Source organism: Streptomyces sp. NBC_00461 (assembly GCF_036013935.1).
Taxonomy (GTDB): Bacteria; Actinomycetota; Actinomycetes; order Streptomycetales; family Streptomycetaceae; genus Streptomyces.
In genome coordinates this window covers 7,332,864-7,353,167 of sequence record NZ_CP107902.1, presented here as the reverse complement: position 1 = coordinate 7,353,167, position 20,304 = coordinate 7,332,864, and the positions used below count along the sequence as shown (strand labels likewise).

19 protein-coding genes are annotated in these 20,304 nt (G+C 71.0%); 2 read left to right on the top strand and 17 right to left on the bottom strand.

All coding sequences use genetic code 11. The features are described 5' to 3' along the window. Positions 1–38: 38 nt before the first annotated feature. From OG870_RS34285 to solA, 16 genes are all read right to left on the bottom strand, one after another. The gene (locus tag OG870_RS34285) at positions 39–632 is read right to left on the bottom strand and encodes a copper chaperone PCu(A)C (RefSeq protein ID WP_327691801.1); all 594 of its coding nucleotides are present in this window, start codon (positions 630–632) and stop codon (positions 39–41) included. Continuing rightward, entirely contained in the window at positions 629–2,917 is a 2,289-nt protein-coding gene (locus tag OG870_RS34280) for a heavy metal translocating P-type ATPase (protein WP_327691800.1), read from the bottom strand. Before OG870_RS34280 ends, OG870_RS34285 begins: the two co-directional genes overlap by 4 nt. Beyond that, positions 2,917–3,174 carry a hypothetical protein gene (locus tag OG870_RS34275; protein ID WP_327691799.1) on the bottom strand — a complete coding sequence of 86 codons (258 nt, stop codon included), beginning with the start codon at positions 3,172–3,174 and terminating at the stop codon, positions 2,917–2,919. The genes OG870_RS34280 and OG870_RS34275 overlap by 1 nt, the downstream gene beginning before the upstream one ends. Before the next feature lie 139 nt (positions 3,175–3,313). Beyond that, a complete protein-coding gene (locus OG870_RS34270) occupies positions 3,314–4,546 on the bottom strand; it encodes an MFS transporter (RefSeq protein ID WP_327691798.1) in 1,233 nt (410 codons plus the stop codon). Between the two features lie 199 nt (positions 4,547–4,745). Beyond that, a complete protein-coding gene (locus OG870_RS34265; protein ID WP_327691797.1) occupies positions 4,746–6,029 on the bottom strand; it encodes an NAD(P)/FAD-dependent oxidoreductase in 1,284 nt (427 codons plus the stop codon). Positions 6,030–6,081: 52 nt separating this feature from the next. Next, complete coding sequence (locus tag OG870_RS34260; RefSeq protein WP_266522703.1) at positions 6,082–6,747, bottom strand: haloacid dehalogenase type II; 666 nt, start codon at positions 6,745–6,747, stop codon at positions 6,082–6,084. 69 nt (positions 6,748–6,816) lie between these two features. Then, a complete protein-coding gene (locus tag OG870_RS34255; protein ID WP_327691796.1) occupies positions 6,817–7,755 on the bottom strand; it encodes an aldo/keto reductase in 939 nt (312 codons plus the stop codon). Further along, positions 7,752–9,212, bottom strand: a complete 1,461-nt coding sequence (locus OG870_RS34250) for an aldehyde dehydrogenase family protein (RefSeq protein WP_327691795.1) — start codon at positions 9,210–9,212, stop codon at positions 7,752–7,754. The genes OG870_RS34255 and OG870_RS34250 overlap by 4 nt, the downstream gene beginning before the upstream one ends. Beyond that, the gene (locus OG870_RS34245; RefSeq protein WP_266590511.1) at positions 9,209–10,162 is read right to left on the bottom strand and encodes a succinylglutamate desuccinylase/aspartoacylase family protein; all 954 of its coding nucleotides are present in this window, start codon (positions 10,160–10,162) and stop codon (positions 9,209–9,211) included. Before OG870_RS34245 ends, OG870_RS34250 begins: the two co-directional genes overlap by 4 nt. A gap of 31 nt (positions 10,163–10,193) precedes the next feature. Beyond that, complete coding sequence (locus OG870_RS34240) at positions 10,194–11,585, bottom strand: aminotransferase class III-fold pyridoxal phosphate-dependent enzyme (protein ID WP_266590509.1); 1,392 nt, start codon at positions 11,583–11,585, stop codon at positions 10,194–10,196. Further along, a complete protein-coding gene (locus tag OG870_RS34235; protein WP_266590507.1) occupies positions 11,582–12,451 on the bottom strand; it encodes an ABC transporter permease in 870 nt (289 codons plus the stop codon). The genes OG870_RS34240 and OG870_RS34235 overlap by 4 nt, the downstream gene beginning before the upstream one ends. Further along, on the bottom strand, positions 12,448–13,368 hold the full coding sequence (locus OG870_RS34230; protein WP_405625093.1) for an ABC transporter permease: 921 nt from the start codon (positions 13,366–13,368) through the stop codon (positions 12,448–12,450). Before OG870_RS34230 ends, OG870_RS34235 begins: the two co-directional genes overlap by 4 nt. A 5-nt stretch (positions 13,369–13,373) precedes the next feature. Continuing rightward, complete coding sequence (locus OG870_RS34225; RefSeq protein WP_266590503.1) at positions 13,374–14,519, bottom strand: ABC transporter ATP-binding protein; 1,146 nt, start codon at positions 14,517–14,519, stop codon at positions 13,374–13,376. Continuing rightward, entirely contained in the window at positions 14,512–15,615 is a 1,104-nt protein-coding gene (locus tag OG870_RS34220; protein WP_266590501.1) for an ABC transporter substrate-binding protein, read from the bottom strand. Before OG870_RS34220 ends, OG870_RS34225 begins: the two co-directional genes overlap by 8 nt. Positions 15,616–15,701: 86 nt before the next feature. After that, the gene (locus OG870_RS34215; RefSeq protein ID WP_327691794.1) at positions 15,702–16,763 is read right to left on the bottom strand and encodes a succinylglutamate desuccinylase/aspartoacylase family protein; all 1,062 of its coding nucleotides are present in this window, start codon (positions 16,761–16,763) and stop codon (positions 15,702–15,704) included. Between the two features lie 2 nt (positions 16,764–16,765). Next, a complete protein-coding gene (gene solA / locus OG870_RS34210) occupies positions 16,766–17,902 on the bottom strand; it encodes an N-methyl-L-tryptophan oxidase (protein ID WP_266590497.1) in 1,137 nt (378 codons plus the stop codon). A gap of 285 nt (positions 17,903–18,187) precedes the next feature. Between solA and OG870_RS34205 the strand changes: the two genes are divergently transcribed. Together OG870_RS34205 and OG870_RS34200 are read left to right on the top strand one after the other, a co-directional pair. Beyond that, on the top strand, positions 18,188–18,934 hold the full coding sequence (locus OG870_RS34205; protein ID WP_266590495.1) for an IclR family transcriptional regulator: 747 nt from the start codon (positions 18,188–18,190) through the stop codon (positions 18,932–18,934). Positions 18,935–19,167: 233 nt separating this feature from the next. Beyond that, entirely contained in the window at positions 19,168–19,911 is a 744-nt protein-coding gene (locus OG870_RS34200; protein ID WP_266592530.1) for an IclR family transcriptional regulator, read from the top strand. Between the two features lie 39 nt (positions 19,912–19,950). Here OG870_RS34200 and OG870_RS34195 read toward each other — a convergent pair whose 3' ends face one another. Beyond that, positions 19,951–20,304, bottom strand: a complete 354-nt coding sequence (locus tag OG870_RS34195) for a cupin domain-containing protein (protein ID WP_266590493.1) — start codon at positions 20,302–20,304, stop codon at positions 19,951–19,953.

Genomic DNA, 20,304 nt, shown 5'->3' with positions numbered 1-20,304 from the left:
ACCGGGCGCCGGACTCAGCGAAATGACGGTGACTCATGTCACATGATGCGGCCGGGAACTCGACGGGCAGCCGGGACGACTACTGCCACGAGACGGCTCCTGAACGCGTCTTTGGGACGCACCACGACGGCGAGCACTTTGACCCTGCCACTGCGCCGGAACTCCAGGGTGAAGGAGACGAGGTCGCCCGGACGCCACTGCCCCGAGGGCGCGGAGACCGTCAGGTCCACTCCGGTCGGTGACATGGCGAGGTTGCCTCCCGCCGGAACGGCGACGGAGCCGACCGAGTCGCGGTAGGCCCCGTTCCCCTCGTTCATACGGTGCCGGGAGAGCGTGATGCCGCCGAGGGTGTCGGGCGAGGTGACCCGTATGAGGCGGTCGGGCGAGCCGCCCTCGTTGGCGACGCGGAAGAAGGCCGCCGTCTCCGGGATTCCGGCGGAGGGCAGCAGGACGCGCCCCTCGGTCACGCGTATGCGCGGCGGGGTGCCGGCCCTGCCGGTTCCTGTCCAAGCGGTCAGACCCGCCAGGGCCACGCTGCACGCGGCGACCGGCACGAGGGCGGCGAGCGCGGTGTCCCTCAGCCGCCGTCGGTCGCCGATCCGGGACGACATCGGGGCGAGGATCTTCCTCATCGGACACCTGCCGGTCCGGAACGGGTCCCACGTACGGGCGAGGGCTGCCAGGCGCGCAGCCGCAGGCTGTTGCACACCACCAGCACGGAACTGGCGGACATCGCGGCGGCGGCGACCATGGGGTTGAGCAGCCCGACCATGGCGAGCGGCACGGTGACGACGTTGTAGCCGAAGGCCCACACCAGGTTGGCGCGGATCGTGCCGAGGGTGCGCCGGGCCAGCCGGACGGCGTCGGCGAGCGCCTCGATGTCCCCGCGCACGAGAGTCAGGTCGGCCGCCCCGATGGCCACGTCCGTACCGCTGCCCATGGCGATGCCCAGATCGGCCCCGGCGAGCGCGGCGGCGTCGTTCACACCGTCGCCGACGACCGCGACCCGGCAGCCCTCCTCCCTCAACCGGCGTACCAGGGCGGCTTTCTCCTCCGGGGAGCACCGGGCGTGCACCTCCTCGATGCCGAGGGCATCGGCCACGGCCCGCGCGGGAGCCTCGCGGTCGCCGGTGGCGAGCACCGGGCGGACACCGAGCCGGCGCAGTCGGTGCACGGCCCGGTAGCTGCCGGGCCGCACGAGGTCACCGATCGCGATCAGGGCCTCGGCCCGGCCGTCCACGCGTACGAGGACAGGCGTGTGCGCGGCGTTTTCCGCCGCGGTCAGCGCCTTGGCCAACACGGGCGGCAACTCGCCGTCCGGCGCGGCCACTTCGACTGCCTGCCCCTCCACACGGCCCTTGACGCCCAGCCCGGGCGTGGCCACGAAGTCCCGCACGGCGGGCAGCGGTTCGGCGGACGGTGAGCGGCGTGCGTGCGCCGTGATCGCCCGCCCGAGCGGGTGCTCGGACCCCTGCTCCACCGCCCCGGCCAGCCGCAACAGCTCGTCCTGGCCCAACTCACCGGGCACCACGGTCACCTGAGCGACGGTCATATGGCCGGAGGTCAGGGTGCCGGTCTTGTCCAGTACGACGGTGTCCACGTGCTGGAGTGCCTCCAGCGTCTGCGGCCCGCTCACCAGCACGCCCAGCTGTGCCCCGCGCCCGGTGGCGGCCATGAGGGCGGTCGGGGTGGCGAGTCCCAGGGCGCAGGGGCAGGCCACGACGAGCACGGCGACACAGGCGGTGAGCGCCGCCTGCGGGTCGGCCCCGGCACCGAGCCAGAACCCGAGGACGGTCACCGCGATGGACAGCACGGCGGGCACGAACACCCCGGCCACCGCGTCGGCCAGCCGCTGCGCCCGCGCCTTGCCTGCCTGAGCCTCCGTCACCAGCCGGGTGATCCGCGCCAGCTGGGTGTCCGCACCAACCGCCGTGGCCCGTACGAGAAGCAGCCCGCCGGCGTTGACTGCCCCGCCGACCAGCGCCGAGCCGGGGCTCACCTCGACGGGCTCGCTCTCCCCGGTGACCAGGGACAGGTCCACGGCGGAACTGCCCTCCGTCACCCGCCCGTCGGTGGCGACCCGCTCCCCCGGACGCACGACGAAGACCTGTCCCACCCGCAACTGCTCGATGGGGACAGAGCGTTCACCGCGCTCGTCGCGGACGGACACCTCCTTCGCCCCCAGCTCCGCCAGCGACCACAGAGCCGCTCCGGTCCCCCGGCGGGCCCGCGCCTCGAAGAACCGCCCGGTCAGCACGAACAGCGGCACACTCACCGCGGCTTCCAGATAGACGTGCGCCGTTCCGTCCGACCCGGACGGCAGGAGACTGAACGGCATCCGCATTCCGGGTTCGCCCGCTCCCCCGAGGAACAGCGCGTACGCCGACCAGGAGAAGGACGCCACGACGCCCAGCGAGACGAGGGTGTCCATGGTGGCGGTGGAGTGGCGCAGCCCCCGTACCGCTCGCTCGTGGAAGGGCCAGGCACTCCACACCGCCACCGGGGCGGCCAGTGCGAAGCACAGCCACTGCCAGTTGCGGAACTGCAGGGCCGGCACCATGGACAGCACCAGGACCGGTACGGCGAGGATGGCGGTGACCAGGAGCCGTTCGCGTTCCTGCCGGGCCGTGGCCTCGGACCCGTCTGTGCCGGCGTCCGCTTCCCCCTCGCCCTCACGGGAGGGCGGCGCGGGCAGTGCCGCCTGGTAGCCGGCCTGCTCGACCGCGGCGACGAGTTCGTCCTGCGGAAGGCTCTCCGGATGACTGACCCGGGCGAGCCCGGTGGCCAGGTTCACGGTCGCCGTGACGCCCTCCAGCTTGGCGAGTTTCTTCTCCACCCGCCGCACGCACGCCGCACAGGTCATCCCGGCGACGGTGATGTCCGTGACCACCAGGCTCGCCACCGGTTCGCCCGCCATCACTGACCACTCCCGTGCATCCCCGGCATGTCCTCCACGCCACCGCCACTGCCACCGCCACCGCCGCTCCCGCTCCCGCTCCCCGAGTTCCCGGTGCCGTGGATGCCGGGCGCCACAGGTCCCACGGCCGATCCGACGGCGTACGCCACCGAGAAGATCAGGACGAGCAGCAGCAGGAAGCCGCAGAGCGCCGGCGGGGGCAGCAGCCTGCGGGGAACCTCTCCGGCAAGGGGGGACGACTGTCGGAACTCGGCCATGCTCGACCTTCCTGGTCGCATCGAACCGTCGTACGAAATACAGCGGTTGAAGCCATATCGCTCCAGGAGTCGGCCGCACGAGGCCCAGAGTTCCGACACCTAATCGTGACGTGCATCACAATGTAAACATCGGTGTCCTTTACGCGATCGAGTCCCCGCGCTGACGCCGCCGTCCGGTCCCGCTGACCGCCAGCAGGACGAGGGCCAGCACCTGCGCGGTCACGACCACGCCGATCAGGGCCGGGATCGACACGCCGTACAGGGCGCCGGTCACGGCGCCGCCCACCAGACTCGCCGCGCCGACCACCCCCGCGAAGATGCCATAGGCCGTCGCGCGCCGCCCTGACGGCACGAGGTCGGCGACCGTGGCGCGCAACGTGGACTCCTGGATGCCCATGGCCGCGCCCCATACCAGGGAGCCGACCACGGCCACCGCCACCGTGTTCGTGAACGCCAGCATCGGGACGGCGGCGGTCAGCACCGGCAGGGCGACCAGCACCCGCGGCCCGACACGGTCGTACAGCCAGCCGGTCGCCAGTGCGGCGAGGGCGTCGACGGCCATGGCGGCGGCGTACAGCACCGGCACCCATGCCGTCGTCATGAGGTGGCGCTGGACGAGGTGGTAGGAGAGCAGGCCGAAGGTGGTGAAGCCTGCGGTGGTGGCGGCGGTGAACGTCGCGTACGTCCAGAACGCGCGCGGCAGGCGGCCGTCGGGCGCGGGTGCGTTCGCGGGAGGGGTTGCCTCCCGCTCGTACGCCTCCGGATCGGGCACGCGCGCCCGCAGCCAGACCAGCAGCCCAAGTACCGCTACGCCCGGGGCGGCGAGCACCCCGAGGGCCGGTCCGTAGTCGCCGCCGGTCAGCGCGAGCATGCCGGCCACGACGAGCGGGCCGATGAGTGCGCCGACCTGGTCCATCGCCTCGTGCACGGCGAAGCCGCGCCCCCGCCCGGTCACTGCCGTGGCATGCGACAGCAGGGTGTCCTTCGCGGGTGAGCGGACCGCCTTGCCGACCCTTTCGGCGATCACCAGCGCGCAGGCCGCCCACAGGGCTCCTACGACGCCCAGGAGGGGTACGGAGATCACTGTCAGCGCGTATCCGGCGATCGCCAGCCCCCAGAAGCGCCGGGTGCGGTCCGCCAACGGCCCCGAGACCAGCCGCAGTCCGAGCGCCGCCGCCTCTCCGGCGCCGGTGACCACGCCCACCACCAGGGCCGACGCGCCCAGCGAGGCGAGCAGTGGTCCGGTGATCGAGCGGGCACCCTCGTACACGAAGTCCGCGAGCAGGCTGACCGTGCCGAACCACACCACGAACCGCCAGGGGCGCATCCGGGTCGGTGATGCCGGGACCGCATGGGCTTTCGGGGCTGTCATGGACGTGGATTCCCTCCTTGATTCCCGCCTCGGTGACGCCGCCGGTCCTCGGCGTCCGTGCCGCCCATCATCCGCCGACGCGTTTGCGACGGCGGCCATGGGGACGGCAACGACCGCGGGCCTTGTCCCGGGAGGCCTGGTGGGGCCTTCCGCGCCGCTGCGCAAAAGGCCCCCGTGGTGTCACCGGTGTCGGTACCGCTCAGAACAGGCGATCCTTCGCCTTGTAGTAGGCGCCGCCGAACGGCAGGAACCAAGGTGTGCCGTTGTAGAAGGGGACGGGGACCTTCGGGAAACCGAAGCCGCGCAGCGGGTTGGCCTCCGGCTTGCCGTCCATCATCTCGGCGATCGCGCGGCCCATGTAAGTGGCCATCTGGACGCCGTGGCCGCAGTAACCCATGGAGTAGTACAGGCCGTTGACCTCTCCCGCGTGCGGGATGCGGTCCCAGGAGAAGCCCACCATGCCGCCCCACACGTAGTCGATCTTCACCCCCGCCAGCTGCGGGAAGATCTCGGTCATCTCCCGCTTGAGGATGTCACCGCTCTTGACGTCGGAGGCCGGGTTGGAGGGTGCGAAGCGGGCCCGGCCGCCGAAGGCGAGGCGGTTGTCCGGGGTGAGGCGGACGTAGTGGCCGACATTCTTGTGGGCGACCAGCAGGCGGCCGTTCGGGATGAGTTCCTTGGCGCGTGCCTCACCCAGCGGCTCGGTGACGATGATGAAGCTGCCGACGTTGATCAGCCGCTTGCGGAACCACGGCATCGACTTGTCGGTGTAGGCGTCCGTCGCCGCCATGACCTGCTTGGCACGGATGGTGCCGTGCAGGGTCTCCACCAGGAAGCCGCCGCCGGACAGGCGGGTAAGGCCGGTGGCGGCGTTGCGCTCGTGGATCTCGGCGCCCGCACGCTCGGCGGCGTCCGCCAAGCCGCTGACGAACTTGCCCACGTGCAGGCCCGCGCTGAGCGGGTCGAGCAGGGCGCCGTGGTAGTAGTCGGAGCCGATCTCGGCCCGCAGTTCGCTCCTGCTCAGGACGACCGTCTCGTGGCCGAAGTTCTCGGCCAGGTCGCGCTGCTTGGCCCGCAGGCCCTCGAAGTGCTGGGGCTTGCAGACCAGGCCGAGGCGCCCGGAACGGTGGAAGTCGCAGTCGATCCGTTCCTTCTGTGTGAGGTCCTCGACGACGTCGACTGCCTCGCGGAAGGCGTTGTACAGCTCAAGTGCGCGCTCCTGCCCGAAGCGCTTGCGAGCCTCGGCGGGGCTGATCGTGATGCCCTGCGTGCACATGCTGCCGTTGCGCCCGGAGGCGCCCGAGCCGACCTTGTCCTTCTCGACGAGGACGGTCCGGGCTCCCTTGCGGGCGGTGTGGTAGGCGGTGGACAGGCCGGTGAGACCGCCGCCGATCACCACCACGTCCGCCTCGTCGGGCAGGTCCTGTCCGGTACGGTCCGGCAGGGTGGGGGCTGTGTCCAGCCAGTAGGGGATCTGCTTCATGGCGTGCGTCCTCTGTGTCTCTCAGTCCTGTTTCGCCGGTGCGCCGTAGCCGTCAGCAGCCGAGGAGCTTCGGCAGGCCCGACAGGTCACGCAGCTCGTCGTACGGCTGGTAGTCGGCGCTGCCCGGGCGGCCGTAGCGGTTGATCCACACCCGGCGCTTCAGGCCGAGGTCGCGGGTCGGGATGTGGTCGTACTCCCAGCCCTGCGCGGTGTGGATGACCTGGGACGGCTCGACGCCCATCGTCTTGAAGGCGTGCTCGAAGGTCTGCCGGTCCGGCTTGTAGGCGCCGGCCTGCTGGGCGGTGATGACGTGGTCGAACTCGACGCCGATGTTCTCGACGTTCCGCGCGATCAGGTTGTCGTCGCTGTTGGAGATGATGGCGATCTCGTACTTGGTCTTCAGGGCGCGCAGCGCGTCCGGGACCTCCGGGAAGGGGCCGAAGGTGGGGACGGCCTCGACCAGGGCGTCGCCGTCGGACTCGCGGTACTCCAGGCCGTGCAGGCGCATGGCGTTGCGCAGGCTGGAGTGCAGGATCTCGTGGTAGGGGCGGTAGGCCTCCAGGACGGCCTGGAAGCGCATGACGCGGAAGTCGTCGAGGAATTCGTCGACGTCCAGGTTGTCCAGGTTCAGCCGGTCGGAGATGACCTTGAGGGTGGTGGGGCCGAGCTGGAAGTCGACCAGGGTTCCGTAGGCGTCGAAAGTGACGATCTCTCGCATGGTGTTCAACCTCGATCTCGCGCGTTTCGGGAGGGAGTTGGGGGCTTCATAGGGAGGGGGTCGGGGGCTTCAGACGACGCGTTCGCCGGGGGCGACGATCGCGTCCAGCGCGGCCAGGTCGGCCGGGCTCGGGATCCAGGCGGCCGCCGCCGCGTTGGCGGCGACCTGATGGGGGGTCATGGCTCCGCAGATGACGGAGCCGACGGCGGGCAGGGCCGCCAGTGCGCCGACCGCGACCTGGAGGAGGGTCAGGCCGCGTTCGGCGCCGTACTCGGTGAGCGCCTCGGCCCGGTCGAGGGCCGCGTCGGTGAGCCAGCCCTGCCGCCACGACAGACGACTGCCGGGCGGGGGCTCCTCACCGCGCCGGTACTTGCCGCTGAGCAGGCCGTTGGCCAGCGGGTAGTACGGCAGCAGACCGACGCCGTCGCGCAGGCAGGCGGGGATCAGGTCCTGCTCCACGCCGCGGTCGAGCAGGTGGTAGCGGGCCTGGACGGACACGAAGGCGTCGGTGAGGTGCTCCGCCGGGAGGTTGGAGCAGCCGATGTACCGGATCTTGCCCTCGTCGACGAGTTCGCGCAGGGCGGCGACCGTCTCCTCCAGTGCCGTGACGCCGTCCGGCTCGTGGTACTGGTACAGGTCGATCCGGTCGGTGCCGAGCCGGGTCAGCGATGCCTCGACCGCGTACCGGATGTAGGCGCGGCCTCCGCGCGGACCGTACAGGTCGGCGTCCCGGCCCACCTCCATGCCGAACTTGGTGGCCAGCACCACGTGGTCACGGTGGCCCTTGAGGGCGGCGCCCAGGAGCCGTTCGCCGTCGCCGCGGGAGCCGCCCAGTTCGCCGGAACCGCCGTACATGTCGGCTGTGTCGAACAGGGTGATCCCCGCGTCGAGGGCGACGTGGACGACGGCCTTCGTGCCGTCCTCGTCGAGGCGGGCGCCGAAGTTGTTGCCGCCCACGCCGACCACCGAGACGGTCGGGCCGCGCTCACCGAGCGTGCGGTATCTCATGACCGGTTTCCGAATCCGATGCAGACGTTCTTGGTCTGCAGGTAGCTGGCCAGGCCTTCGAGGCCCTTCTCCCGGCCCCAGCCGCTGTGCTTGTAGCCGCCGAAGGGCAGCTCGACGCCGGTGCCGACGCCGGTGGCGTTGACATAGACCTGGCCGGCCCGGATGCCCTCGGCCATGCGCATCGCCTTGTCGATGTCACGGGTCCACACATACGAGGCGAGGCCGTACGGGCTGTCGTTGGCGATCCGGAGTGCCTCGGCCGCGTCGTCGAACTCGATGACCGTGACGACCGGACCGAAGATCTCCTCGCGGGCGCAACGGGCCTCGTTGTCCAGCCCGGTCAGGACGGTCGGCTGGACGTAGTAGCCGTCGGCCAGATCAGGGTCCGAAGGGGCTCCTCCCCCGGCCCGTGCCACGGCGCCCTCCTGCCGCGCCAGCTCCAGGTAGCCGAGGACCCGGTCCCGCTGCCGTGCCGCGACGAGAGGGCCGACGTCCGGATCGGTGAGACCCGGGCCCAGACGCAGGGACGCGGCGTGCGCGACGAGCTTGTCCAGGAACTCCTCGGCGCCGCGCTGGAGCAGCAGCCGGGTTCCTGCCGAGCAGGTCTGTCCGGCGTTCCCGAACACGGAGGCGGCGACAGCGCCGAGCGCCAGGTCGAAATCGGCGTCGGCGAAGACGACGACCGGCGACTTGCCGCCGAGTTCCGTGACAGTGGGCACCACGTTGGCGGCGGCGGCCTGGGCGACCTTGATGCCGGTGGGCACCGAGCCGGTGAAGGTCACCTGGTCGATGTCCGGGTGGCCGGCCAGGGCCGCGCCGGTCTCGCCGTCACCGGGCACCACGTTGAGCACACCCGGCGGAAGACCGCACTCAAGGGCGATCCTGCCGATCTCCAGCGGGGTGAGCGGCGCCTCCGGTGACGGCTTGAGCACCACCGTGCAGCCCGCGGCCAGCGCCGGGGCGGAGCCTCTCGCGGTGTTCTGCAGCGGGTAGTTGAACGGGATGATGTGGCCGGAAACGCCGATCGGCTCACGGACGGTGTAGTCGATCAGGCCGGGGCCGAGGGGAATCGTCGAACCGCCGAGCTTGTCGGCGACGCCCGCGTAGAACTCGAAGTAGCGGGCCGCCGCCTCGACATCGGCCTTGGCCTGCCTCAGGGGCTTGCCGACGTCCTGGCTCTCCAGGCGCGCCAGTCGTTCGCCCTGGTAGCGGATGGTCTCGGCGATCCGGTGGAGGATGCGGCCCCGGTCGGCGGCGCGCATCCCGGCCCACTCGGGAGTGGTGAAGGCCGCGCGCGCGGCAGCCACCGCCCGGTCCACGTCCGCCGTGCCGGCCAGGGCCACCTGAGCGATGGCCGTCCCGTTCGACGGGTCGAGGACGGTGAAGGAGCGGCCGTCGGCGGCGGGGACCTGCTTGCCGTCGATGAGCAGCTCGGTCAGCTGCATTTCGCCGCTCACGGCCGGATCTCCCCGAGCACCTCGCCGAAGATGACGACCTCGTCGCCGGGGCGAACCGTGCGGATCCGGCGCACCCAGAGCACGATTCCGTCCTGCGGCGCGCTGACCTCTTCCAGCGTGTTGCCGTAGTGGTCGGTGATGGTGGCGATCAGGTCGCCTTCCTTGCAGGTCTCCCCCGGCTCGGCGCGGGCGACGAAGAAGCCGCCGGCGGCGGAGCGGGCGAAGGTGCCCGAGACGGTCGTGTAGGTGTCCCGCAGCTCCGGCTCGCCGTCGGTCATCCCGAGCCGGCGCAGGATGTTGCGGATCGAGTGCAGGTGGTGCTCGACGTTGGTCTCGCGGTAGGTGGCGCCGCCGCACTCGATGGTGATGGCGGGCTTGCCGGCCGCGAGGACGGGGTGGCGGACCGTGCCGCCCCACTTGCCGCCCTTCCAGACCAGTTCGTGCCCGGCGGCGAGGGCGAGGTCCGTCGCCAGGTCCTCGTAGCCGCCCTGGAGGATGACCAGCGGGGCGATCTCGCCGTAGGCACCACCGGTGTGCAGGTCGACCAGGGCGTCGACGGCGGGGACGACCTGCTCGACGAAGGTGGCGGCCAGCCGCTGCGAGTACGAGCCCTCGGCGTCACCCGGGAAGATGCGGTTGAGGTTGAGGTGGTCGATGCCGCTCGCGCGGGCGGCCGCCTCGAAGGCCGGGGTGTTCATGCAGGGGATGCCGACGACGGTGCCGCGCAGCGTGGCCGGGTCGAGCTCGGCCAGGGCGCGCCGGATGGCCTCCTGGCCGTCGTACTCGTCGCCGTGCACACCCGCGTCCACGCACAGGACCGGGCCGTCCTGCACACCGTTGACGACGATCAGCGGAATGCCGAGCTCCACGCCGTAGGTGCTGGTGCCGACCGGGATGAGGCCCTGGGCGCGCTCGCCGGGGGCGACGGTCAGCGAACCGATGGAGTACATGTCGTTCCTTTCCAATACGGGAATGCGTGGATCAGAGGCGGGCGGACGCCTCGGCGAGGGTGCCCGCGATGATCGCGGCGATACGGTCGAGGACGGCGCGGTCGCTGATCAGCGGGGGCGCGATCTGGACCAGCGGCGCCGAGCGGTCGTAGACGCGGACCAGCAGGCCGGCCTCCCGCAGTCGACGCGGGATCAGGCCGGCGATGAGTTCCTTGCGGGCGGTGTCGCTGAAGCCGCCGCCGTCGAGGTCGCCGACGAGTTCGCAGGACCAGAAGAACCCCGCGCCGCGTACGTCGCCGACGATCGGCAGGTCCGTGAGGGCCGCCATGCGCCTGGCCAGGTCGTCCTGGAGGGCGCGGACGTTCTCCAGGATCCCGTCCCGCTCCATGATCTCCAGGTTGCGCAGGGCGATGGCTGCGCTCAGCGGGTGACCGGCGAAGGTGTAGCCGTGGTTGAGGACCGCGCCGGGCCGGTTGATGACCTCGGTGACCTTGGTGCCGACCAGGGTCGCGCCCAGGGGGGCGTATCCGGCGGTGATGCCCTTGGCGACGGTGACCAGGTCCGGGCGGGCGCCGTATCGGTCCCCGCCGAACCACTCCCCGACCCGGCCGAAGCCCGTGATCACCTCGTCGGCGACCAGCAGGAAGCCGTACCGGTCGGCCAGTGCCCGCAGTCCCTGCCAGTACCCCTGGGGCGGGGTGATGCAGCCGCCCCGGTTCTGCACCGGCTCGGCGATGAGCATCGCGACGGTCTCCGGGCCCTCGGCCAGGATCGCGGCCTCCAACTCGGCGAGCAGCCACGCCGTGAACACCTCGTCGTCCGCGAACTCCGGTGCGAGGCCGTGCCGGTTGGTGTTCGACACGAAGCGGGTGTCGATCGCCGGTGGGCCGTACGGCTCCGTCAGCCCCGGGTCGTCGGTGAACGACAGGGCGCCGATGGTCAGGCCGTGGTAGGCGCCGCGCCGGGCGATCGCCTTGGTGCGGCCCGGCTCGCCGCGCAGGGCGTGGTAGCGGCGGGCTATCTTCCAGGCGGTCTCGACGGCTTCGGCGCCGCCGCTGGAGAAGAAGGTGTGCTCGATGTCGACGGGGGCGATCCGCGACAGCCGCTCGGCGAGTTCGATGGCCGTGGGGTGCGCGGAGCCGGTCCACAGCGGGCTGTAGCACAGCTCGCGCAGTTGCCGTTCGGCGGCCTCGGCGAACTCGGGGCCGTAGGAGTAGCCGAGTTGGCAGCAGTACAGCCCCGACAGGCCGTCGATGTAGCGCCTGCCGTCCGCGTCCTCGACGTACGGGCCCTCCCCCCGTTGGACGACGAGGAGGTCCTCGCCTTGGGGGGCGAGCGAACCGTTGGGGGTCATGTGGAGCAGGAGGTGTCTGGCCGCCGTGGCGGACAGGTCACCGGCCGCCGCCCGGGTGCCGGTGGTCATGACGCGGCCTCGCTTCCCGCGCCGAGTCCCGCACCGGGCTCGGTGGGCAGCAGGCCGTCCTGCCGGCCGACGCCGCTGAGCCGGCGGACCACGCCGACCAGGGTGAGGGCGACGACGGCGATCCCGATGAGGATGGCGCTGACGGCCGTCACCGACGGGTCGACGTCGTACTGGAGGACGTTGAACACCTGGACCGGCAGGGTCACGGTGTCGACGGAGGACAGGAACTGGGAGATGAAGAACTCGTCGAAGCTGGTGATGAAGGAGAAGATCGCCGCGGCGATCAGGCCGGGCATGGCCAGCGGGAAGGTGATGCGCCGGGCGACGGTCAGCCGGCCCGCGCCCATGCTGGCGGCCGCGTCCTCCAGCCGTTCGTCGATGCCCTGCAGCGTGGCCACGAGGATCATCACCGCGATCGGCGAGGCCAGCACGGTGTGGCCGAGCGCGATGGCGATCGGGCTGCCCAGCATCGCGGCCGGTTCGAAGAAGAGGAACAGGCCGAGGGCGATGACGACCTGGGGGATCACCAGGGGGGCCAGGACCAGGCCGTAGACCGCCGTCCGCAGCGGCAGGTGGCTGCGGGCCAGGGCCGTGGCCGCCGTCATCCCCAGGACGAGGGAGAAGACGGTGGTCAGGCAGGCCACGAGGACGCTGAGCGACAGCGCGGCCGGCCACTTGCTGCCGTCGGCGAACAGCACCTTGTACCAGTTGAGCGTCCAGGAGCTGGGCGGGAAGGAGCCGAAGGCGTCCTTGCCGAAGGAGGTGATGACGATGACGACGATCGGCAGCACCAGGAACAGCAGGATCAGCGTGGACAGGACGGCCAGGGTGATGCGTCCGGCCAGGGTGGAGCGGAGTTCGGTCATGACGTCGTACCTCGGTTCCGGTACGCCTCGACCGCCGACTTCAGCAGCCTGAGCAGCAGCAGTCCGGCGAAGGTGAGCAGGAGCAGGATGATGCCCAGGGCGGAGGCGCCGTTCCACTGGTCCTGCTTCATGACCTGCGTGTCGATGAGCGAGGCGACCATGGTCTGCTTCGGGCCGCCCATGAGGGCTGGGGTGATGTAGTAGCCGAGGCAGAGGATGAAGCACAGCACGCCGGCGTTGACGAGGCCGGGAGCGACCAGCGGCACGTAGACCCGGCGGAAGATGGTGATCCGGCCGGCGCCCATGCTGGCCGCGGCGGCCATCAGCCGGCGGTCGATGCCCTTCATGACCGCGTACAGCAGCAGCACGGTGTACGGCAGCATCACCGAGGTGGTGCCGATGACGACTCCCAGCTCGTTGTAGAGCAGTTGGAAGGGTGCGCCCGGGACGTGAAGGCCGGTCAGGGCGTTGTTCACGACGCCGTGTTCACCGAGCAGGATGATCCAGCCGTAGGTGCGCACGAGCGCGCTGATGAAGTGCGGGACGACCACGATGACCATCACCAGGCCCGCCCACAGGGGCTTGAGCCGGGAGACCGCGGCGGCCAGGACGAAGCCGATGACCAGGCTGAGCAGCGACGTCTCGGCGGAGATCCGCAGCGTGGTGAAAAGGATCTCCAGGTTGGCGCCCTGGAAGGCGTCGGTGTACCAGTGGAGGGTGAAGCCTCCGCTCTCGCCCTTGAGGCTCAGCATCAGGATGCTGAAGATCGGATAGACGAAGAGGACGAGCAGGTATACGACGATGGGTGCGGCGTTGAGCAGTCCGAAGCGGGTGCGGCGGTCGGACAGCAGACGGCCCGGTGGTTTCCTGCGGGCCACCGGGGCTGCGGAGCCCGGTGCCGGAGCGAGCACGGCCATCGTCCTCAGCCCCCGTCTTCCGCGTCGGCGAACACGCTGACGTTCTCGGGATCCGCCGCGAGGTCGACGCGCTCACCGAGGGCCGGGGCGCGGCCCGCGGGCAGCTCCAGCCGTACGAGGTCGGTCGCCGTGCCGCCGTCGGGGCGGACGGTGACCCGGACGAGGGTGCCGACGTAGGTGACCGTCTCGACGGTCCCGGTACAGAAGCCGTCGCCGGCGGGACACAGGTACAGCCGCCCTGGCTGGACCGCCGCGCGTACCTTCGCCGAGGACGGCCCCGTGTACGGGCGGGCCTTGATGAGCCCTCCGGTGTCGAGCCGTACGAGCGTGTACGCGCCACCGTCGGGCCGCTCCTCGACGCGGCCCGAGAGGAAGTTGGCCGCGCCGAGGAAGTCGGCGACGAACGGGGTGCGGGGGCGCTCGAAGAGTTCCTGCGGGGTGTCGAACTGGTCGATCCGCCCGTCCCGCATGACGGCGATGCGGTCGGACAGGACGAGGGCCTCCTCCTGATCGTGCGTCACATAGATGACGGTCAGGCCGAGTTCCTGCTGGATGCGTTTGATCTCGGTCTGGAGCTGGTCGCGCAGCTTCTTGTCGAGGGCGCCCAGCGGCTCGTCCATGAGGATCACCGGTGGCCGGTAGACCAGGGCCCGGCACAGCGCGACGCGCTGCTGCTGGCCGCCGGACAGCTCTCGCGGCCGGCGGCGGGCCATCTTGGACAGGCCGGCCATCTCCAGCGTCTCGCCGACCCGTCGACGCTGCTCCGCCTTGGACACGCCGCGCAGTTGCAGCGGGAAGGCGACGTTCTCCCACACCGTCATGTGCGGGAAGAGCAGGTACTGCTGGAAGACGAAGCCCAGTCCGCGCTTCTGCGGGGCCAGGTGGGTCACGTCGTTGCCGCCGACGACGATGCTGCCGGAGTCCGGCTCGCAGAACCCGGCGATCATCATCAGGGTGGTGGTCTTGCCGGAGCCGGAGGAGCCCAGGAAGGTGACGAACTCGCCCGCCGCGATCTCCATGGAGACCTCGTCGACGGCCGTCACTCCCGCGTACGTCTTGCGCAGTCGCTGCACGGACAGGGCTTTGCCGCTGCCGGCCAGTGCCGCGGGAGCGGCGAGCGACGGCTCGGGCACCACGTGTGTCTCAGGCATGCGTCCACTCCTGCCAGCGCTTGGCGACCGCGTCCTGGTGCTCGGCCCACCACTCGACGTCCATGTCGAAGCCGGCCTTCAGGTGCTCCGGGGAACTGCCCAGGTTCGCGGCGGTGGTCGGGGAGAGCTTCTTGAAGGCGGCGGGCACGGTCGGCGCCATCGGGTACAGCTCCGCGTAGTGCGCCTGAACGTCCGGCCGCAGCGCGAAGTCGATGAGCTGGTAGGCGGCGTCCAGGTTGGCCGTGCCCTTGGGGATGCCCAGGGCGTTGCTCTGCCGGCGCGCGCCGTTCCACTGGTAGGCGAGCGGTGAGCCCTGCTTGATCAGGGCGTCGAGGCGGCCGTGCCAGACGTCGGTGGCGACGACCTCCTTGCGGCCCAGCAGCACGCCGGGCAGGGCGCCGGTGTCCCAGTACTTCTTGATGGATCCCTTGATCTGGTCCAGGGACTTGAAGGCGCGGTCCAGGTCCAGGGGGTACAGCTTGTCCAGGGGCACCCCGTCGGCGAGCAGGGCGAACTCCAGCACGGGCCGGTCCGCGTCCAGGCCCTGGAGGGCACGGTCACCGGGGAAGGCCTTGGTGTCCCAGAAGTCGGCCCAGGAGGAGGGCTTCTTGCCGCCCCAGACGTCGGTGCGGTACGCCATCACGCTGGCCCAGTAGTTCTTGCCGAGCGCGTTGGAGGTGACCAGGGTCTTGGCGATGCCGGCGTTCTTGAAGTTCTTCAGCCTGTCGTAGTCCAGGTCCTGGGTCGCGCCCGCCTTCTTGAAGCGCAGGAAGTCGGACATGGAGTCGTCGATGACGTCGAACTGGGGGCGGCCCTGCTGGACCTGGGCGAGCATCTGCGCGTACTGGATGTTCACCACCTCGATCCGGATGCCGGTCTCCTTGGTGAACGGCTCGTAGATCGCCTTCTGGTTGGCGTCGCCGTACGTGCCGCCGCTGTCGCGGACGACCAGCGTCTTGGAGCCCTTGCCTCCGCCGGTGACGGACCGGCTGGTGCCGGTGCCGCAGCCGCTGAGGACGGTGGTGGCGGCGACACCCGCCGTGACCCCGCCTATTCCGCGCAGGAACAGTCTGCGGTCGATCCGGGCATCGTTCATCGTGTGCCTCCTGGTACTGCCGGCCCTGGAAGGGAGTGGCCGGGGGGACGTGAGTGAAGAGCGGCTGGGGTGGGGTGGGGTGGGGTCTAGGGGCGGGGGGCCACCTCGTCGGATCCGACGCCCGTGCCGGGGGTGCGGAGGGTGCCGGTTCGCGTGGCCGGGTCGGGGTCCCAGGGGACGGCCAGGGCGGCCAGTTCGGCGCCGGGGGCGACGGTCAGACCGTGCATGCCGTAGAAGATCCGCCCGCCGGCCGGGGCGTGGACCGTGTGCTCCCGGCCGTCGGCCGGGTCGACGATGCGGCCGAGGACGTCACCTTCCGCCACTTCGCCGATGACGTCGGCGTCGAAGGAGAACTCCGGGTACCACAGGCCCGTGGCCTCGGCCGTGACGCCCGCGGACCAGACCCACTCGCGGATCGGCACCGGGGCGGAGCCGTCCGGGTCCAGCACGCCGAGCCGGCGCAGCGCCCGGTACAGGCCGTCGACGCGGCGGCGGGCCGTGGCCGCGTCACGCTGCCCGAGTGCGCCCACCTCGACGAGCACCGCCGAGATGCCCCGGCGGGCGGCGGCCGCGTGGCTGTTGCCGCCGTCGGGCTTCAGCCCGAGGATGACGTCCTCGATGCCGAAGGAGCCCGCCAGTTGGGATGTCGCCTTGTCGAGGTCCGGGTCGCCGGTGAGGCGGTAGCCGACGAAGTCGCGCAGGACCTGGTCGATGCCGCCGCAGTGCAGGTCGACGTAGACGTCGGCGCCGTCGATCAGGTGGGTGAAGAGCCAGGCGGCGAGCCGCTCGGTGGGGCTGCCGTCGGGGTCGCCGGGGAAGACACGGTTGATGTTCACGCCGTCGGCCGGGGAGACGTTGAGCCGGCCCTGGTACACCGCCGGGGGGTTGGCGACCGGGCAGATGACCACCTGCCCGCACACCTCGCCGGGTTCCAGCAGCGCGGTGAGCCGTACGGCCGCGTCGACGGGCGTGAACTCACCGCCGTGGACGCCGGCGGTGATCACGACGCGGGGGCCGGGGCGGGTGCCGTTGACCAGGGTGACCGGGATGTCGGCGGTGAGCGTGCCGAGGTCGGCGCGCACGGTGCCGCGAGTCTTGGTGCCGGGCTCGGCGCGCAGGGTGCCCACGGAGAGCGTGGTGTCGTTCATGGTCATGCCTCCGCGCGGTCGAGGGTGGAGATGAAGTCGATGGGCTGGGACGAGACGTCGTCCAGCGCGAGGTCCGCGGCGATGTCGCCGAAGGCGGGCGAGAGCTTGAAGCCGTGGCCGGAGAATCCGGCGAGCAGGATGACGTTCTCGGCGCCGGGCAGCGGACCGACCAGGGGACGGCTGCTCTCGGTGTAGCCCTCCATGAACACGGAGAGGCGGATCGGGTCGGGGTTGAGGTCCGGCATGTGGCGCCCCATCAGCTCGGCGAAGATCTCCAGCTCCTCCGGCTGCACGGTCCGGTCCAGCTGGTTCGGGTCGCCGGCCGGCCGGTGCAGTGCGCGGGACAGGCCGAGCTTGACGGAGACACCGTCCGGGGAGGGCAGGCCGTAGCAGTGGGTGGGTGCCGTGCGGATGAACGCCGGGCGCTCCTCGCCGAACCAGGCCCCGGTGGTGGGCACGTACCAGGCGCTGACCAGGCGGCGGACGTCCACCTGCCACGGCAGGTCGGGCAGCAGGTCGTTGACCCAGGGGCCGGGGGTGACGACGGCCGTGTCGAAGTGCTCGCTGCCGGCGTCGGTGCGGATCTCCACGCCGTTCGCCACGGGGACGATCTCGCGGACGGCGGTGTAGCGCTGGATGACGGCACCCAGCTCCTCGGCGCGGCGGGCGGCGGCCTGGACGGTCAGCTCCGGCCGGATGAGGCCCGCGTGACGGTCGAGCACGGCCGCGTCGCCGTCCTCGATGCGGTACTGCGGGAAGCGCTTGGCGAGCGACTCGGCGTCCAGCACCTCGTGGTCGAGGCCGTGCTCGGCGATGGACTCCAGGACGGTCGCCATCTGCTGGTGCTCGGTCGGCCCCATGAGCAGGCACCCGGTCAGCCGCCGCAGTTCCCGGCCCGTTTCCAGCTGAAGCCGGTCCCACAGGACGTCGGCGTGCTTGAGCAGCGGGACGTACCGGGAGTCCTCGAAGTGCGCGCTGCGGAAGATCCGGGACTCGCCGCCGGCGGCGCTGCGGTCGTGGCCGGGTGCGTACCGGTCGTATCCGACGACCTCGGCGCCGCGGGCCGCCAGCCGCCAGGCGGCCTGGCTGCCCATCGTTCCGACGCCGACCACCGCGACGCGCTTCCTGGCAGCTGACACAGGGCTTTCCTTTCGTATCGCCGGGGCGCATCCTGGGCCCTCGACGTGAGGCTGTTCGATTCGAGATGGTTTGACGGGAGCCGTGCCCTTCGGTGGGGCCCGCAGCTCTTGACCGCCGCGTCTCGCAGTCCGGCTCACTCACCTCGTCGGGATCCTCCGCGAGGCCGTGCCACATTGTGGAATGCTGTGCTAGAATCTGGCACAGACAATGGCAGTGGCCCGGAAGGGAGTCAAGAGGGTGTCCAGCAGAAATTTCGAGGATTAACGGGGGGAAACCGGATGGAAATGAAGAGCGTCACGAGGTCGCTGCGCGTCCTGGAGGCGGTCGCCCAGCATCAGCCCGTGACCGTCGGGGAGCTGACGAAGCTCTTCGGACTGCCGAAGTCCACCGTGCAGCGCACTCTGGTCACCCTGGCCGAGGCCGGCTGGCTGCGCGCCAATCGCAAGGACACCACCCGCTGGGAGATCGGCGCCCGCGTACTGGCCGTACGACCCGCCGCCCTACAGGGCTCCAGCCTGTTCGCCGCGGCACGGGAGCCCATGGTTCGCCTTCGGGACGCGGTGAACGAGACCATCCACCTGTCGGTCCCGGACGCGCTGGACTGCATGGTCGTCGTCGACCGCGTCGACTGCGACCACCCGGTACGCACCTTCCACACGATCGGCGACACCTCGCCCCTGCACGCCACCGCCGTCGGGCGGGCCGTTCTCGCCCACCTGCCGAGGCGGGACGTCGAAGAACTCATCACGGCGGGGCTGGAGCGGTTCAGCGACACGACCCCCATCGACCCCGACGAGCTGCGCGCCGAGCTGGACCGGGTCCGCGCTGACGGCTACGCCGTCAACCGCAACCAGTACCGGCCGGGAGTCTGCGCCGTCGCCGCCGCCGTTCTCGACGAGGACGGCACCCCGCTGGCCGCCGTGGCCATCTCCATGCCCGAAGCCCGGTACGACGGCGAACGCGCCCCCAAGTGGGGCCGCCTCGTCGCCGAAACGGCCACGGACATCACACAGCGCCGCCTGGGCGCCTGAACGGAGGCCGGCTGCCGGCCACCCGCCACGGGAGGCCGGCTTCGCACGCTGACGCGCGCGGAGCCGGCCTCCGGCCTTTTGTCACCACAGCCACCGCCCCGACCGGCCACCCCCGGACTCCATGCCGCATTGTGGAACAGCATGCTAGAATCCGGCATGATCTTGTCGTGACTCCACACGGAGTCACGAGGTGAGAACGAGAATCCACAGGTCTGAGGGGGCATCGCATGGAAATGAAGAGCGTCACGAGGTCGCTGCGCGTCCTGGAGGCGGTCGCCCGGCATCAGCCCGTGACCGTCGGGGAGCTGACGAAGCTCTTCGGACTGCCGAAGTCCACCGTGCAGCGCACTCTGGTCACCCTGGCCGAGGCCGGCTGGCTGCGCGCGAACCGCAAGGACACCACCCGCTGGGAGATCGGCGCCCGCGTACTGGCCGTACGACCCGCCGCCCTACAGGGCTCCAGCCTGTTCGCCGCAGCGCGTGAGCCCATGATCCGGCTCCGTGACGAGCTGAACGAGACCATCCACCTGTCCGTGCCGGACGCCCTGCACGGCATGGTCGTCGTCGACCGCGTCGACTGCGACCACCCGGTACGCACCTTCCACGCCATCGGCGACACCTCACCCTTGCACGCCACCGCCGCCGGGAACTCCGTCCTCGCCCACCTGGACAAGTCCGAGATGGACGAGGTCACCGCGGGCACGCTGGAGGGGTACGGCGAGGAGACCATCACCGACCCGGAAGAGCTGCGGGCGGAACTCCGGCGCGTGCGGGAGCGTGGCTACGCCGTCAACCACAACCAGTACCTTCAGGGCGTCTGCGCCATCGCGGCACCCGTACTCGACGGTGAGGGCACACCGCTGGCCGCCGTGGCCGCCTCCCTGCCCGACTCCCGCTTCGAGCCCCGCCGGCTGCCCGGCCTGGGCCGGCTGGTAGCCGAGACGGCGGCGGAGATCACCGCCCGGCACCTGGCCTGACGACGGTCCCGGCGGCTCAGTGCGCGGCTGAGCGACGCGTCACTTCACGATCACGTAGATCTTGCGCACGGTTTCGACGGTCCTCCAGACACCGACGAAGCCAGGCTTCATGACGAAGCTGTCGCCCGCCTTGTAGACCACCGGCTCGCCACCCTCCGGCGTGAGTTCGACGATGCCGGCGAGGATGTGGCAGAACTCGAAGGTCTCGCCCTTGACCGAGAGCGTCTCGCCGGGCGTCGCCTCCCAGACCCCCGTGTGGATCATCTCCCCGCGGGCGATGTCCTGGGGCCAGGTCATGAACGCGGGGTCGCCGGAGACCAGACGTTCCGGGAGCGGGCCGGAGCGGTGCGGCGCGGAGGAGGGACGGGTGTCGATGGTTTTGAGGAACGACAT